Source organism: Sphingobacterium thalpophilum, from assembly GCF_038396785.1.
Taxonomy (GTDB): domain Bacteria; phylum Bacteroidota; class Bacteroidia; order Sphingobacteriales; family Sphingobacteriaceae; genus Sphingobacterium; species Sphingobacterium thalpophilum_A.
On the sequence record NZ_CP151087.1, the window covers coordinates 4,024,951 to 4,041,509 of the forward strand.

Genomic DNA, 16,559 nt, shown 5'->3' on the forward strand with positions numbered 1-16,559 from the left:
GAAAGAGCTAACCCTGTCGTTTTCAGTGAAGTTTTATTAAATTATAATGATGATTAGAAAAAAATAACTATCTTTGCATCCCCTCTAGTATGAAGCTCGGGGGATATGTTGAATACATAAAATAAAATTAAAAAATGGCAACTAAAATCAGATTGCAAAGACACGGTAAAAAAGGACGTCCTTTTTACCACGTAGTCGTAGCGGATTCTCGCGCTCCACGTGACGGTAAATTCATCGAACGTATTGGTTCTTACAACCCAAACACAAATCCAGCAACTATCGTTTTGGATTTTGAAAAAGCTTTGGATTGGATGAATAAAGGTGCTCAACCAACTGACACTGCTCGCGCTATCCTTTCTTACAAAGGTGTTCTTTACAAAAAACACTTGCAAGGTGGTGTGAAAAAAGGTGCTTTTGATGAAGCTGCTGCTGAAGCTAAATTTACAGCTTGGACTGAAGCTAATGATGCAAGAATCTCTGGTAAAAAAGATGGTTTAGCACAAACTAAAGCTGAAGCTAAAAAAGCTGCTTTAGTGGCTGAAGCTAAGAAAAAAGAAGAAAAAGCTGCTGCTGTAGCTGCTAAAAATGCTCCTGTAGCGGAAGAAACTGCTGCTGAAGAGACTGAAGCTCCTGCATCAGAAGAAACTGAAGGTTAATTCTTTCATAAAGTATTCGAGAAAGCCGACTCAATCTTGAGCCGGCTTTTTTTGAAACAGCCAATAGGCTAATGGTTTGCCAAATCATGTCTCACAGCTAATCGCTAAATACGAAATATATGACTATTGATCAAAGCTTTTACATCGGTTACATCAGTAAAACAAGAGGTCTTAAAGGAGAAGTACAACTATTTTTTGAATTCGAGGAATACGAGAGTTTGAATATCGATGTTGTCTTTGTGGAAGTGAACAAAAAGCTTGTTCCTTATTTTGTTGATACCATTAAATTTCAAAAAAATAGTACAGCGTATGTGACATTTGAGGATGTGGATCATATCGATAAGGCTCAAGTACTTGTACGTAAAAAGCTATATCTTTCCAATGATAAGATGCCCGAGCGCGATCCAGATGATTTTAGATATACTGATTTAATCGGTTTTTTAGTGATTGATGAAAACCATGGTGAATTGGGGCAAATAACAGATGTTCAGGAATTCCCACAGCAATTTGTCGCTTCGGTAAATATGGACGGTAAAGAACTGATGTTCCCCTTGTCCGATGATTTAATCTTAGGAATCGATGGCGAAGAGGAGATCATTGAAGTTGAATTGCCAGAGGGCTTGGTGGATCTTTATAAAGAATAAGCATATCCCCAAGCTTATTCAAATAAATAGCGGTATACGAACTATTGCAGTAATTTCTTATCTTGGTCTGTATATTATTACTGGCCATAATTATTGATTTATTTTGAAACCGTTATTACTGCTGCTATTCCTATTCTCGTTGTCTTCTTGTGCTTTCTTTGGGAAGAAAAAGGACTTTCCTGAAGGCAATTACCAAATGATATTGGGCTATTCAAATGAGGAGTATCATAAAGTAAAAAGAGAATCACCCCAAAATGTGGAGGCAGATGTCTATGGTAATGACCCGACGATATATCGGTCCTTTCTCTCCCTCCGTGATAAAGATAAGTTTGTGATGGCGATCGATGATATCTTACTCTACGGTAAGTATAGATTTAACGGCGATCGATTAGAATTGACCGATGAGAAAAAGGGTAGTCTCGCTTTGGATATTGTTAAGGTAAAAAACGATTTTGTTCAGCTGAGAGGTGATTTTTCACAGTTTAGCTCAGCACGTGTACCCACTAGCGAAAAACTTTATATCAACTTTGTGTTAGATAAAACCCCTATCCGGGAGACTCCGAGCAAATTTGATAGCCAGGTAAATCTATGGCGAAATGCCCCTGTAAAATCAGAAAGTGAAGAGGAGATAAAAGCCAGGGCATTGAATTTTGTAGATTATTCTATCGCTTATTTCCAACACATATCAAGTTCAGGCACACATCACGATTATCGAATGGATGGTGTTGAATCACCCATTATGTATGCTGAGAATGGCATTGTGCTCAAGGCATGGGCAGATGTACCCGATTCTTGGAAGGAATTATTTTACAACGAAAAAAATGCATTAGTCGCCTACCAATATTTATTTGATGGTTTTAAATATGGATCGAAAGAGGAGTACCATGTTAGGGGACTCTTATTGATCACGTTTTATCTCAGAAATCTGCGGAATTCCCTAGCAACGAATCTTTAGCCAATCCTGTTGTGGCGTAGTCAGTCTCTTCGCGGTCGATGATCCTCGATCGTTAATTTTATCTGTTTTTTTAGAGCCTTTTATATTTGGTGGAGCCTAAATTCCTGTTGTTGAATGGGAATGAATCCGAAGCCGTATTTATTGCAGTCTTTTTGTCGCTATTTTTGCCTTTTCGAAAAAATATTTTTGTCGTTTGATTTTTTAAAACGATATTAGCAACGCTTATAGAGAAAGGCCGAGGGACTAGACCCGTTGAAGCCTTAGCAACCTGTATTGTTCAAGGTGCTAAATTCTACCCTACTCCATGTGGGAAAGATAAGTTACATGTAGATAAACGATTCCTCGACGTGTGCGTTTCGATGTAAGCCAACCAAACTAAAAACAGTTTTTTAATGAAGATTATCGATCATATCCAGAATGCCAAAGGAAAAACATTGTTTTCTTTTGAGCTATTGCCACCGGCGAAAGGGCAGGGCATCCAAAGTATTTTTAAAACCATGGATGAACTGATGGAGTTTAAACCTCCTTTTATCGACGTAACCTACCATCGGGAAGATTATATCTATAAAGAGCATGCGAGTGGATTACTGGAACGCGTTTCCTATCGTAAACGTCCTGGGACAGTGGCGATATGTGCTGCAATCATGAATAAATATAAAGTAGATGCGGTGCCCCATTTGATATGTGGTGGTTTTACAAAAGAGGAAACTGAAAATGCATTGATCGATTTGAACTTCCTGGGGATAGATAACGTCTTGGTATTACGGGGCGATGCACGTAAGGGCGATGCCGATTTTATACCGACCGATGGTGGACATGCCTTTGCAACAGATCTATTGGAACAGGTAACTGATATGAATAAAGGAAAGTATCTGCATGAAGACATTATCACATCGGAAAAGACTGATTTTTGCATCGGTGTAGCGGGTTATCCCGAAAAGCATTTTGAATCGCCAAATTTCAATACTGATTTTAAATACCTGAAACAAAAAGTCGATATGGGAGCAGAGTTTATTGTGACTCAGATGTTCTTTAATGTTGAAAAATACAAGGAGTTTGTAACAAAATGTAGGGACAACGGAATCCATGTCCCTATTATTCCAGGGTTAAAACCACTGACAACGAAAAAACAGTTGGTGACCTTACCAAGGATATTTCATTTAGATATTCCGGAGGAACTGAGCGATGCTGTTTCAGCATGTAAAACGAATGCCGACGTCAGACAAGTAGGTGAAGAGTGGTTGGTGCAGCAATGTCAGGAGCTAATTAAATTTGGCGCTCCGGTTTTACATTTCTATACGATGAGTAATCCTGGTCCAACAAAGAAGATTGTTGAAAAACTAGCCTAACTCATAAAAATAAAACGAAAAGGGAGCGCATAAGCTCCCTTTTTTTATGGTAGTATTCGTTGTGAAAGCCTAAAATATGTCCAGAATTTTGATCGTGTGGTTTAGGTCGATCGCTATATTTAGGGTTTAATAGCCTGTTTATAGTCAGATACTTGTGTTAAATAGTGTTAATTAACTTATTGGAGTCAGGATAACTTTTTAACTTAAAGTGCTAAAAAAGATTTTAACAATAGACCAAATTGACCTTATGACGTACACTAGATTAAATTCTCTACTCGGCTTTGCTTGCGGACTAATTGCTACATGTGTATATATCTCCACCGTTGAAAAGACGGTAAGCTGGTGGGATTGTGGTGAATTTATTGCCTGTGCCTACAAGCTGGAAGTGGCACACCAACCGGGAGCACCATTATTTCTTCTTATTCAGAATATATTTTCCAACCTGGCTTTGGGTAATGCAGGTAAAATCGCCTATTGGATGAATATTGGATCCGCAATCTGCAGTGGGCTTACTGTTACATTTTTATTCTGGACAATAACAGCAATTGCCAAAAAGATACTCAACAGGCAAGAGAAAGTTCAATTATCGAATTATTTCCAAATTTTTGCTGCGGGCTTAGTTGGTGCAATGGCTTTCTGCTTCAGTGATTCATTTTGGTATTCGGCTGTTGAATCCGAGGTATATGCGATGTCTTCATTGTGTACTGCGATTGTTTTTTGGGCAATTTTAAAGTGGGAAGTCCGTGCAGATGAGGAAGGTAGCGATCGTTGGCTGGTTTTTATTGCTTTTGTTATGGGCCTTTCGATCGGAGTGCACCTATTAAATCTGTTGGCAATTCCGGCTATAGCGATGGTTGTCTATTTCAGAAGAGCAGGACAGGTTAATGCGAAAGGTACAATAAAAGCTTTCTTGGTAGGAGTGCTGATCTTGGGGGCTGTTTTGTGGGGAATTATTCAATGGTTGGTCGTTCTCGCAGCTAAGGTAGACCTCTTATTTGTAAATTCATTAGGTTTAGCCTTTGGCTCAGGTATCTTCTTCTTTTGTCTGCTGTTGGGGTGCTTCCTCATTTATGGGCTATATTATTCTTATAAAAAGCGGCAATACACACTGCATACCGGGTTACTGGTCTTTTGTTTTATTCTATTTGGTTATAGCTCCTATACTATGGTTTTAATCCGTGGAAAAGCCAATCCGTCGTTAAACAATAATGCGCCGGACAATGTGTTTTCTTTTTTGGGTTATCTGAGCCGGGAGCAATATATCCGGGAACCTTTACTCAAAGGGCCCAATTATGATTCACAAGTCGTTGGTGTAGAGAGTAAAACCGGTTATCGCAAAGATGAATCAGGGTATATTCCTTTTAGTCAGGTCGATAAGTATAAGTTTGATAAGGAAACTTTCTTTCCCCGCATATATAGTCAAGATGGAGCCCATCAGGCTTATTATAGGAGTTACCTCAATTTGAAGGAGGGGCAGCAGCCACAGTTCTCGGATAATTTTAAGTTCTTTTTTAATTTTCAACTGGGTGATATGTACACCCGATATTTCTTGTGGAATTTTGTCGGTAGACAGAATGACAGGCAGGGGTATGGGACCTATAGTGACGGCAACTGGTTGTCGGGGATTAAACCATTGGATAATTGGCGTTTGGGAGGGCAAGATAAAATATCCCAATCACAGGAGCATGACCCGAGCCGGAATACCTATTTTTTCCTTCCATTGCTACTGGGAATAGCCGGAGCGATCTGGTTGTATCGAAACAATAAACCTTATACCTTGGTCTTGACCTTACTGTTTGTGTTTACGGGAATAGCGATCGTTGTTTATCTTAACCAAACTCCTATGCAACCTCGGGAACGAGATTATGCTTACGTAGGATCTTTTTATGCGTTTGCGATCTGGATCGGACTGGGAGCAATAGCATTTGTTCGGTTTCTCAATCGTTTTGTACAAACACGGTATGCGTTAGCGACAGGTATTTCTTTCGCTTTATTGGGCGGTCCCATTATTTTGGCCCATCAAAATTGGGATGATCATAATCGTTCTGAAAAATCGCTGGCAAGGGATATGGCACGTAATTATTTAGAATCCTGCGCTCCAAATGCTATTCTATTTACCTATGGAGATCATGATACATTTCCTGTATGGTATTTGCAAGAAGTGGAAGGAGTACGCCCGGATGTTCGGGTTGTGGTATTAAGTTATCTGACTGGCGATTGGTATATGCAGCAGGCGAAGCAGCCGACGTATCAAGCGGCAGGTCTTCCCGTGACGATCCCAGCTGAAAAGACAAAAAAAGGCGTTCGTGATTATATCCCTTTTGTGGATAGACAGCTTGATAATGCGGTGGATATACAGCAATTATTGCAGTTTGTCACATCGGATGATCCGGAGTATAAAGTTCAGCTGAATTCAGGTGATATGGAAAACTATTTCCCTTCCAAGAAAGTCCAATTGCGCGTTGATAAAGAGGAGGTGGTTAAGAAAAATGCGGTTCCGGCTTATTTTCAGGATGCTATTGTTTCTGCAATGGAATGGGAAATTCCGAATGATCATCTGACCAGGGCGGATTTAACCCTGTTATCGGTGCTTGAAAATAACCATTGGGACAGACCGATATATTTTTCGAACATGTTGCCAAGTGACATTAAATTGGGTCTGGATAAATACCTGGTCAATGAGGGCTTTACTTCCCGATTGATGCCTGTTGCTGCTACAGATCAGTCGACAGGAAAACGAAATGAGCAGGCCGGGCTAGTTAATATGGAAGCATTATATAACAATATTATGCATACGTATCAGTGGGGCAATGTTAAAAATGCACAGTATTTGGATACCGATTCGTTTCGCTTTACAAGTATGTACGCCCGTGATATATTTGGAAAAGCCGCCCGGATACTCTTGGCCAATGGTCAGGTCAAACAAGCTGGGGAAGTAGCGAAAAAAGCATACGATCAATTACCCGATCGCGTATATGCGATGTCAGATGCCATCAATTATGCCGATATTATCGATAGTCTATATCGTTCGGGACAACCGCAGCTAGCCAACAGGATGATGGACCGAAACCTTGATTATGTGGCTGAAAATATGGAGTATCTACATCAGTTGGTGACGGATAAGAAAAACCTGAGCTTCGAGTGGAATGATATTCAGACCGGTTTGGATTCTGTAGACCGGTACCAGGCTATTTTATTGGAAGCAAAAGATACCAAGCGATTGGCACGTGTTGAGCGCTTGAGACAGCAATATCAAAATTGGTACGGAGTAGAATAATGTTGATGACACACTGAACCAAATTTACGCAGTCTGCCTAAACGGCAAATTGACTGCTATGCTTGAGGTGAAAAAACCAGATGAGGCCTCTTCTAAAATATTGGAAGAGGCCTCGATACATATAGGATAGGGAATGAGCCAAATGATTAGAATTTCATGCCGACTCCAAAGCCGAGCAGGAAGGGATTGATGTCAACTTTTGCCGGTATGGATAAGTTAGGTGCAAGATTTGATGCATCAACATTGACATCGGTTTTTAAAAGAATGTACTTCGCATCCAAATTCACGAAATATTTTTCAGATAGCTTAAAATCAATTCCCAGCTGAGTCGCAAAACCGAAAGCATTATCGTATTTTACATTTTTTACCGTTTGTCCCGCGTTGACGCTATAGAATATGGTATAATTTATTCCTGCACCTACATAAGGTTTAATGGCACCATCGGGGAAGAAATGATACTGAGCTGTCAGTGTCGGAGGAAGGAGCCATACACTGCCAAGATCGACATTGCTGGATGAACTACCACCAATGGCAGTTAAATTTGAACCGGTTGTATTAACTTTATGTTTTGTAGTCCCAAGGATCAATTCCGCAGCAATGTTTTTTGTGAAGAAATAGGTGAAGTCCAGTTCAGGGATAAATTTCGTATTGATGTCGACGTCTCCGCCTATGGTATTAATATTGGCCGATTCGTTTGGCATGACTGTCACACCTCTGAGTCTCATTTGCCAGCGTTGATTAGGGATTGTTTGTGCCTGTAAACTTAGTGCGCCTAGGGTGAGTGTCAGTGCAATTAAAAGTAGCTTTTTCATATCATTAAGGGTATTTTGTTTGCTGTAAAACTATTGCTAAAATCACGGCAAAAGAGTGACGATAATCAGGTTGAAAAATGAATTATACGATGTTTTTCTTATTGCAGATGATGTACCTTTATAAATTACTGCTGTAAAAAAAAGAGAAGTACGGGAGGGCATAAATCGGCTGTTGTAGTTTTTCAGTTCGAAGAAAGTAAACGGGCAGGCAGTTTTCAAGCAGTTATCTGGATTGAGAACGAGCTAACCTGATAAAAGGTGGTCATTTTCGAGCAGGAGTGGATTCTTTGGGAAGCTTTATCTATGAGAGCTGATGTTCCAAGAGGTTGACAGAGCTGTAGTTTAGCCAGATTAATGGGGATATAAATCCAGCATGTTGGAGAATATTTGGGATAGGAATATACTATAAAAAGAAGAGGTTGGAATCACTTCCAACCTCTTCTTTTATGGGTTACGGTTTTACGCGTTTTTCTTTACTTCTTTACCCCAAGAGTCTTTTAATGTAACCGTACGGTTAAAGACTAAATGAGCTGGAGTTGAATGTGTATCTAAGGTAAAATATCCCAATCGTATAAATTGATATCCTTTCCCCGGGGTTGCATTTGCAAGATCCGGTTCAATGTAAGCACGTTCAATAATATGTAGGCTTTCAGGATTGATCGATGCTTTAAAATCTTCTGCTGCAGCAGGATTTTCATCATTGAACAATCTGTCGTACAATCTCACTTCAGCTTCTTTTGCATGTGGAACCGAGATCCAGTGGATTGTTCCTTTTACTTTTAATCCCGAAGTGTCTTCTCCCGATTTTGAGTTTGGAACATACGTACAATGAACTTCCGTTACATGGCCATTTTCATCTTTCACAAAATCATGACAGGTGACGATGTAAGCATGTTTCAAACGTACAGAAAGTCCAGGGCCTAAACGGAAGAATTTTTTTGGTGCATCTTCCATAAAATCATCGCGCTCTATCCAGAGCTCCTTTGAAAATGGAATGGAGCGTGAACCTTCACCACCTTCGACTTCTGGATTGTTCTCGCCAAGAAGATCCTCTACCTGACCATCAGGATAGTTTGTGATCACCAATTTGATTGGATCAAGAACAGCCATTCTGCGCCATGCCGTTTTGTTGAGATCCTCACGGATACAAAATTCCAAAAGACTGACATCGATCATGTTTTCACGTTTTTGAACACCGATTTTTTCACAGAAGTTGCGGATACTCGCAGGTGTATACCCTCTTCTGCGCAATCCTGAGATCGTAGGCATACGCGGGTCGTCCCAGCTTTCAACAAACTTATCATTGACCAATTGTAGCAATTTACGTTTACTCATGACGGTATAAGTCATATTCAAACGTGCAAATTCGTATTGTTTGGAAGGGAAAATCTCCAATTTATCAATACACCAATCATAAAGTGGACGGTGTGGAATAAATTCCAGCGTACAGATCGAATGTGTAATTTTCTCAATGGAATCTGATTGTCCATGCGCAAAATCATACATCGGGTAGATACACCATTGATTCCCTGTTCTGTGGTGATGTGCATGTTTGATGCGGTATAACAAAGGATCACGCAAATGCATATTCGGGCTAGCTAAATCAATCTTTGCGCGTAGCACTTTTTCACCATCTTGGTATTTACCGGCACGCATAGCCGCGAATAAGGTTAGATTTTCCTCAATAGACCTATCGCGATAGGGCGTTGGAACACCCGGTTCTGTTGGGGTACCTTTTGCTGCTGCAATTTCTTCAGCAGTACTGTCGTCGACATAAGCTAGACCTTTTTTAATTAGATCAACGGCATAACTATATAGTGTCTCGAAATAATCTGAAGTATATAATTCCTCTGCCCACTGGAATCCAAGCCATTGAATATCTTTCTTGATACTTTCAACATACTCAGTGTCCTCAGTGACAGGGTTAGTGTCATCAAAACGTAGATTAGTCTTGCCATTATACTGCTGTGCTAATCCAAAATTCAAGCAGATGGATTTGGCGTGACCAATGTGGAGGTAACCATTTGGCTCAGGAGGAAAACGTGTCAATACACGTCCGCCATGCTTCCCTGTACGAAGATCCTCTTCGACAATTTCCTCGATAAAATTTAATGATTTTTCTTCACTCATAATACAAAGTTAATTATTCGCCGTGAAATATTAGCTAGGAGATCGTAGATATTCGGCTTAGCATGAGCGGTTGAATATTGCAGCTGTATCTGTTGGAATGGAGAGACTTAATAACGTTGGGATATCAAATAAAAAAGGGACGAAATTTCGTCCCTTTTTACCGATTTTTGTTACTACTCTATTTATAAGCGAAGACTTCACCTAGCTCATCATTATTGGTAAAGGTACAGTGTTGATCGATCAATTCTCCCGTGCCGATATTGATAATCATTCCATGTACCGCAAGATCATTACGCTCTTTCCATGCGTTTTGGATAATCGACGTCGCACAAAGATTGAAAACCTGTTCTTGTACGTTGAGCTCGATTAAGCGATTTACTTTTTTATCATGTTCCTGGATCGCATCGATCTCTGCACTATGTAAGCGATAGACATCCTTGATATGGCCCAACCAGTTGTCGATAATACCATACTGCTTACGGCTTAAAGATGCCGCAACACCACCGCAGCCATAGTGACCAGCGATAATCACATGTTTTACTTTCAGCACATTCACGGCATAGTCTAATACGGAAAGCATACTCATATCCGAGTGAATGACCATGTTGGCAATATTACGGTGAACGAAAACCTCCCCCGGCTTTGTACCGGTCAATTCATTTGCGGGCACACGGCTATCTGCACAACCGATCCAAAGAATTTCCGGATTTTGACCTTTAGCAAGTTGTTGGAAGCGTCCCGTAGCGTCATTCTTTACGAATTCCATCCACTCTTTATTTCCTTTTATGATATTGTCAAATCCTATTTTTAAATCTTTATTTTCCATATTCTTCTTATTTCACTCTTGCCCAAAGGCATCGTTTCGATTTTATTATAATAATACAAATGTCTAAATTCATTGTTTACTTCAAACAACTTATTTTTTATTGAAATCTGTTCTTGATGTTCAATAATCCTTCATCTTGTTTCAACCAACGGTGCTGGTAGAACGATGGAAGGTAATGGCTTACGCGATACGTCGAAAGCCTTTCCCTTATGAGGAGGGTTTTTTATAGACAACCTGCAAAAGCTCGATGTCTTTTCCCTTACTTCTCGCGTTCTGCTCAAAATCTTTTATGACTTCGATGACATCCTTGTCTATAAATTTACTGAATGTTCCATCGATGCGGATCTTACTGATCGATTTTGGTAAACTGTATAATTTCTGTTGGATCGGAACCTTGTTCAAAAAGGATACCTCCTCCGCTAATGTAATGACAGCCTTATCTTCTTCATTGTCTTTTTCAATATTATATTTGAAAGCATTTTTCATATTTGCTCTCAAAATATAGAATGTCGCCACGACAATGCCTATTCCTACACCCATAAGAAGGTCGGTAAACACGATCGCTACAATGGTGACAAAAAATGGAATAAATTGATCTAAGCCTTTTTTGTACATTGAGGTGAATAGACTTGGTTTAGCCAATTTATACCCTGTATGGAGAAGGATAGCCGCTAGGCAGGCCAAAGGAATCATATTCAGCATTGTTGGGATAGCAAGCATAGCGACCAATAGCCACATACCATGCATGATAGCAGACTGTCTCGTTTTTCCACCTGCATTGACGTTTGCTGATGAGCGTACGATAACGGATGTTAAGGGTAGACCGCCTAGAAGTCCACTGGTCATATTACCGATTCCTTGTGCAACGAGTTCACGGTTGGTTGGCGTGTTTCTTTTGTAAGGGTCTATTTTATCGACCGCCTCGATGCTCAATAAGGTTTCTAGGCTTGCAATAATTGCAATCGTAAATGCAGCTATCCATACATCTTTGTTGACAATCTGTGTGAAGTCCGGTAGGGTAAATAATCCTGTGAATTCAGCAAAAGAACCGACAATAGGGACCAAAACAAATTGTTTATCATACAATTGAAGCGCTGAGCCGTTGAAAAAATAAGCTAAGCTTACGCCCAGAATCACGACAACCAATGGGGCCGGAACCTTATTAAGCTTTGGAATAGATGGCCAGAAGATGAGGATTGCCAATGATAGTGCACAGATGATCAATGCACCGAAGTTGATCGCGGAGGCGATCGTATCAAAATAGGCGCCAATACCATGTCCATTGTCCATTTCGAAGGCATGTGTTTCCACTAAGCCCAATGCCAAAGGAATCTGCTTCATGATAATTGTGATGCCGATCGCGGCAAGCATACCTACAATGACCGCTGAAGGGAAATAATTGCCGATCATCCCGGCTTTTAATATACCAAGAATGACCTGTACTACACCAGCGATCACGACGGCAAGTAGAAAGGTTTCATATGCGCCCAGGCTTTGAATAGCACCTAAGACAATAACGGTAAGACCAGCAGCTGGCCCACTTACACTGAGTGGTGATTTACTGATTGAAGCGACAACGATTCCACCAATTACACCAGTCAATAATCCTGCAAACAATGGCGCACCAGAGGCCATTGCAATTCCCAAACATAATGGAAGTGCCACCAAAAACACCACAACACTAGCAGGGAAGTCATATTTTAAGTCTCTTTTCGATAGTTTCAGAAAAGCCGACGTACGAGTTCCAAACATAAAATTTGTGTTCATCTATAAATAAAGTTTTCATCAGGCAACCTTTAGTGAGCTGTAGCTGTGTATCGTTATATCATCTGACCTTCAATAACATTGACAACGTGTCTTGCTGAGAAAGCTCAACGATAAGATTCAACCGAACTAAAGCAGATCGATTACTTCAGAAAAATCAAGGATACCGCACATGCTTTATCTTTTGCATGCGGGTCGATGGAAGTACATCCCCGAGGGATGCCTTTATTAACAGTTAGGAGGCGGTGTTGGAACCGTAGGATGGAAAGCTAAAATGCTTTTCTCATTTTTAAGATAATTCTTCTGTTTTCCTTGGTTCTCAACGATAATGGTTTCAAATACAATAGGTTCTTCTGTTTTTGTATTGAAAAATTTTGAGGCGGTTTCAAGTGTGTCGTTACTTGCACCGTTATTGTTTTCGATTTCCAGTTGTAAAACGACCTGTAAGATGGTGCTTTGATCTAAGCTGTTGGAAAAAATAGGCGAAATAGAGATGGCCATCTTTGTGAAAAAGATGATAGCACAAAGGAATGCTGCCACAAATCTAAACCGCTTATTTAACATTTTTTATTACCTTTAATCTTACTGTTTACATCGTAAAAATAGTAATTCTATGTTAAATTCAAATTAATAGTGCACTAAAAATAAAATTTGGCACGAAATTGTGACGAAGAGATTATTTTTTGAAAAGTTTTCAATTTTCTTTGATTTATAAATATTAAGCCTTTCGTATGGCAAATAAAGAACAATTTATTGAGAAGGTCCAGGCCTCCTATAATCCCAAGGGAGCATTTATCTATCTGGGAGCGGGAATGCTCAATGGTGAAATTTTGGCTGAGGCAAAAGTGAATCTAGCCTTGAAAATGATGAACCGTCACGGACTTATTGCCGGGGCCACCGGAACCGGTAAAACGCGTACGCTACAATTAATCGCCGAACAGTTGTCGGATGCCTCTGTACCTGTATTTATGCTGGATGTCAAGGGCGATTTATCAGGCTTAGCAGAACCAGGTGTCACCAATCAGGCCCTTATTGATCGGGGAAACGCCGTGGGCGTGCCGTTTGAGCCGTCGTCATTTCCCGTTGAACTGTATTCACTTTCTGGCAATAAGGGGATTCCTATGCGGATTACCGTAGAAGATTTCGGACCTGTCTTGCTGGGCCGGATCCTGGAACTCAATGAAACACAAACAGGGGTATTGGCCGCAATGTTTAAATATGCGCAAGATCATCAAATGCCATTGATCGATTTTTCAGATACCAAAAAACTGCTAAGCTACCTTTCAGAAGGACCTGGTAGCGAAGAAATCAAAAGCGATTATGGTAAGATTAGTTCCGCCAGCTCGGGAACTATCCTGCGTAAGATCGTCGCTTTGGAGCAGCAAGGTTTGGCTCATATCTTTGGCGAGAAAGAGTTTGACATCAACGATTTGTTTCAAAAAGTAGATGGGAAAGGCGTGATTAGCCTGTTGAATATTTCCGATGTGCAAGATCAACCTGTACTGTATTCTACATTCTTATTGAGTTTATTGGCACAATTGTTTAAAAATATGCCCGAAGTTGGCGACCTGGATAAACCGAAGCTGGTCTTTTTCTTTGATGAAGCCCATCTGCTGTTCAACGGAGCTCCTAAAGCCTTTTTGACACAGGTGGATCAGATTATTCGTCTTATCCGTTCGAAGGGGATAGGTGTTTTCTTCTGTACACAGTCTCCAACCGATGTACCGGAGTCTGTATTGGCGCAATTGGGAAATCGGGTGCAGCATGCATTGCGTGCCTTTACACCCAACGATGCTGAAAACTTAAAGAAGACAGTCAAAACGTATCCAAAATCTGATTTTTATGAAATTGATCAGGTTTTGACCGCTTTGGGGACGGGACAGGCATTGATTACCGTATTGAACGACAAAGGTATTCCGACAGAGGTTGTTGCTACGCATTTGGTACCAGCACGTGCCGTGATGGGGCCTGCAGCTGATGCAACAATCAACCAGATTATCAATCAGTCTGATTTGAAAGCTAAATACCAGGAGCGACAGGAAAATCGTTCTGCAGCTGAAATCATAGATGAAAGAATGCAGGCCGCTGAGCAGGAACAACAACGTGCGGCACAGGAAAAAGAAGCAGAGAAGGCAAGTCGGCCTTCTTCCAAAAGACAGACGCCTTTGGAGGCTGCACAACGAACTGCGACAACGACGCTAGCACGGGAAGGAGTTAAGTTGTTGGGCAAATTAGCGACGGGTTTATTAAACGCATTTTTAAAAAAGAAATAACAATAATTTTTTGATTCTTTTCGTTTCAATACTATACCTTTGAAGGTGGAGCTGAACTTAGCTAAATTTGCTTTTAAGGGCAAATTTAGCTAAGTTTGCGGACGAAAAGAAAATTCTATTAACGCAATTTAAATATGAGTAAACCAACCCTTTTGATTTTGGCAGCAGGAATGGCTAGCCGGTATGGTTCTTTAAAACAAGTCGACAGTTTTGGCCCACACGGCGAGACAATTATTGACTATTCAATTTACGATGCCATTTGCGCAGGATTTGGAAAAGTTGTCTTCATTATCAGGGAGGAGTTCCTAGATAAAATGAAAGAAGTTTTTGATGAAAAATTGAAAGGTAAAATAGAAGTAGATTACGCTTTTCAAGATTTTGACCTAACGAAATTTGGCGTTAACCACGTTATCGAAAGAACTAAACCTTGGGGTACTGCCCATGCGGTGATGAGCGCTAAGGATAAAGTGCATGAACCTTTTTGTGTAATCAATGCAGACGATTTCTATGGTTCGGATTCTTTTCAAAAAATGGCCGAATTCTTAACAACCGAAGTCTCTGATGAGCAAATGTCATTGATGGGCTTCCAGGTTGGAAATACCATGTCTGATTATGGTTATGTTTCACGCGGAGTATGTGAGGTTACCCCTTCTGGACATATGGAAAGTGTAACTGAACGTACAAATATATACTACAAAGGTGAAGGTGACGATCGCAAAATCGTTTATGAAGAAAATGGTGTTGAAACAGACCTAGATCCAAAAACCCGCGTTTCGATGAACTTTTGGGGCTTTACACCAAAGATTTTCGAAGTGGCGCAGGCGATGTTCCCTGCATTTGTTGAGGAAAATAAGGAGAATTTAAAAGCAGAATTTTTCATTCCTTCCGTACCGGATTATATGGTGAAACATAAGTTGGCTGATTTTAAAGTGATCCCAACTTCTTCGAAATGGTTTGGCGTAACTTATAAAGAAGATAAACCTATCGTACAAGAATCGATTTCGAAATTAGTAGCTGATGGAATATATCCTGAAAAGTTATTTTAAGAGCTAAAAGAAATAGCTTATCTTTCACCTGTATTGTCAAGCAATACAGGTTTTTTTTTGACCTGTGCGCTAGATTAATTGAGCGGAAATAGATCTTAGATGAAAAAAATTCTTAAAGTGTTTGGTTATATTATTTTAGGATTGTTGTCTTTTTGTGTGCTCTATATTGTTGCTGAATACAGCCTGTCAAGAATTTCGGCTCCAACGAAGAATATAGACGAAGAGAAGACGATTCAGGTTTTTGTTCAGTCCAATGGCATTCATACCGATATTGTATTGCCTGTCGTTAACGAAGAGATGGATTGGTCGCAACTATTTCCCTATGGGAATACAGTTGGGAAACATAGCGGATATCGGTATGTAGGTATCGGTTGGGGTGATAAAGGATTCTATTTGGACACACCAGAATGGAAGGATTTAAAAGCATCGACGGCCTTTGTTGCTGCCTTTGGATTGGGGGAGTCTGCCATGCATGTGACCTATTACAATTCGGTTCAGCAGGATGAGTTATGTTTTGCTTATCAGATCAGTAGATCCCAATATCGGGATCTGATAAAATATATAGAAGATTCGTTGGATCGAAATCAAGCGGAAACTATTTTGGTGAAAACAGATGCACAGTATGGTGACTCAGACGCTTTTTATGAAGCAAAGGGAGCCTATAGCATGTTTTATTCCTGCAATACCTGGACAAATAATGCCTTAAAGAAGGCAGCTATGCCAGCAGGTATATGGGCGACATTGGACAAAGGAATATTAAGTCACTATAAAAATAAGAAGTAGCTGGAAATCCATAAGTAGGATCTCGTTGAATGTGAAGTGAGATA

General features: G+C 40.2%; 13 protein-coding genes and 1 riboswitch. Of the genes, 8 read left to right on the top strand and 5 right to left on the bottom strand.

What is annotated here, in order from left to right:
* The first annotated feature begins 134 nt into the window (after window positions 1–134).
* The 5 genes from AACH28_RS17835 (at window position 135) to AACH28_RS17855 (ending at window position 6,881) form a co-directional block, all read left to right on the top strand.
* Window positions 135–656 carry a 30S ribosomal protein S16 gene (locus AACH28_RS17835; RefSeq protein ID WP_075994449.1) on the top strand — a complete coding sequence of 174 codons (522 nt, stop codon included), beginning with the start codon at window positions 135–137 and terminating at the stop codon, window positions 654–656.
* A gap of 119 nt (window positions 657–775) precedes the next feature.
* Entirely contained in the window at window positions 776–1,300 is a 525-nt protein-coding gene (gene rimM / locus AACH28_RS17840) for a ribosome maturation factor RimM (protein ID WP_075994448.1), read from the top strand.
* Between the two features lie 103 nt (window positions 1,301–1,403).
* Window positions 1,404–2,255, top strand: a complete 852-nt coding sequence (locus AACH28_RS17845) for a hypothetical protein (RefSeq protein ID WP_145329031.1) — start codon at window positions 1,404–1,406, stop codon at window positions 2,253–2,255.
* Between the two features lie 219 nt (window positions 2,256–2,474).
* A riboswitch (SAM riboswitch) is annotated at window positions 2,475–2,577 on the top strand.
* Between the two features lie 70 nt (window positions 2,578–2,647).
* On the top strand, window positions 2,648–3,604 hold the full coding sequence (gene metF, locus AACH28_RS17850; RefSeq protein WP_088163184.1) for a methylenetetrahydrofolate reductase [NAD(P)H]: 957 nt from the start codon (window positions 2,648–2,650) through the stop codon (window positions 3,602–3,604).
* A gap of 247 nt (window positions 3,605–3,851) precedes the next feature.
* Window positions 3,852–6,881 carry a DUF2723 domain-containing protein gene (locus tag AACH28_RS17855; protein ID WP_145329033.1) on the top strand — a complete coding sequence of 1,010 codons (3,030 nt, stop codon included), beginning with the start codon at window positions 3,852–3,854 and terminating at the stop codon, window positions 6,879–6,881.
* A 146-nt stretch (window positions 6,882–7,027) separates the two neighbouring features.
* On the opposite strand, the gene AACH28_RS17860 is transcribed toward AACH28_RS17855, so the two are convergent.
* From AACH28_RS17860 to AACH28_RS17880, 5 genes are all read right to left on the bottom strand, one after another.
* A complete protein-coding gene (locus AACH28_RS17860; protein ID WP_088163182.1) occupies window positions 7,028–7,693 on the bottom strand; it encodes an OmpW family protein in 666 nt (221 codons plus the stop codon).
* A 459-nt stretch (window positions 7,694–8,152) separates the two neighbouring features.
* Window positions 8,153–9,823, bottom strand: a complete 1,671-nt coding sequence (locus AACH28_RS17865; RefSeq protein ID WP_183043963.1) for a glutamine--tRNA ligase/YqeY domain fusion protein — start codon at window positions 9,821–9,823, stop codon at window positions 8,153–8,155.
* A 178-nt stretch (window positions 9,824–10,001) separates the two neighbouring features.
* Entirely contained in the window at window positions 10,002–10,649 is a 648-nt protein-coding gene (locus AACH28_RS17870; protein ID WP_075994442.1) for a carbonic anhydrase, read from the bottom strand.
* 207 nt (window positions 10,650–10,856) lie between these two features.
* Window positions 10,857–12,401 carry a SulP family inorganic anion transporter gene (locus tag AACH28_RS17875; RefSeq protein ID WP_145329051.1) on the bottom strand — a complete coding sequence of 515 codons (1,545 nt, stop codon included), beginning with the start codon at window positions 12,399–12,401 and terminating at the stop codon, window positions 10,857–10,859.
* A gap of 240 nt (window positions 12,402–12,641) precedes the next feature.
* Window positions 12,642–12,977 (bottom strand): hypothetical protein, encoded by a 336-nt coding sequence (locus AACH28_RS17880; RefSeq protein ID WP_232475633.1) that lies wholly within the window; start codon window positions 12,975–12,977, stop codon window positions 12,642–12,644.
* Window positions 12,978–13,144: 167 nt separating this feature from the next.
* Here AACH28_RS17880 and AACH28_RS17885 point away from each other — a divergent pair, with 167 nt between their 5' ends.
* The 3 genes from AACH28_RS17885 to AACH28_RS17895 all read left to right on the top strand — a co-directional run bounded on the left by AACH28_RS17885 (window position 13,145) and on the right by AACH28_RS17895 (window position 16,515).
* The gene (locus AACH28_RS17885) at window positions 13,145–14,686 is read left to right on the top strand and encodes a helicase HerA-like domain-containing protein (protein ID WP_341831140.1); all 1,542 of its coding nucleotides are present in this window, start codon (window positions 13,145–13,147) and stop codon (window positions 14,684–14,686) included.
* 134 nt (window positions 14,687–14,820) lie between these two features.
* Window positions 14,821–15,732 (top strand): sugar phosphate nucleotidyltransferase, encoded by a 912-nt coding sequence (locus tag AACH28_RS17890; protein ID WP_088163177.1) that lies wholly within the window; start codon window positions 14,821–14,823, stop codon window positions 15,730–15,732.
* Window positions 15,733–15,831: 99 nt separating this feature from the next.
* Complete coding sequence (locus AACH28_RS17895) at window positions 15,832–16,515, top strand: TIGR02117 family protein (protein ID WP_088163176.1); 684 nt, start codon at window positions 15,832–15,834, stop codon at window positions 16,513–16,515.
* The last annotated feature ends 44 nt before the right edge of the window (window positions 16,516–16,559 follow it).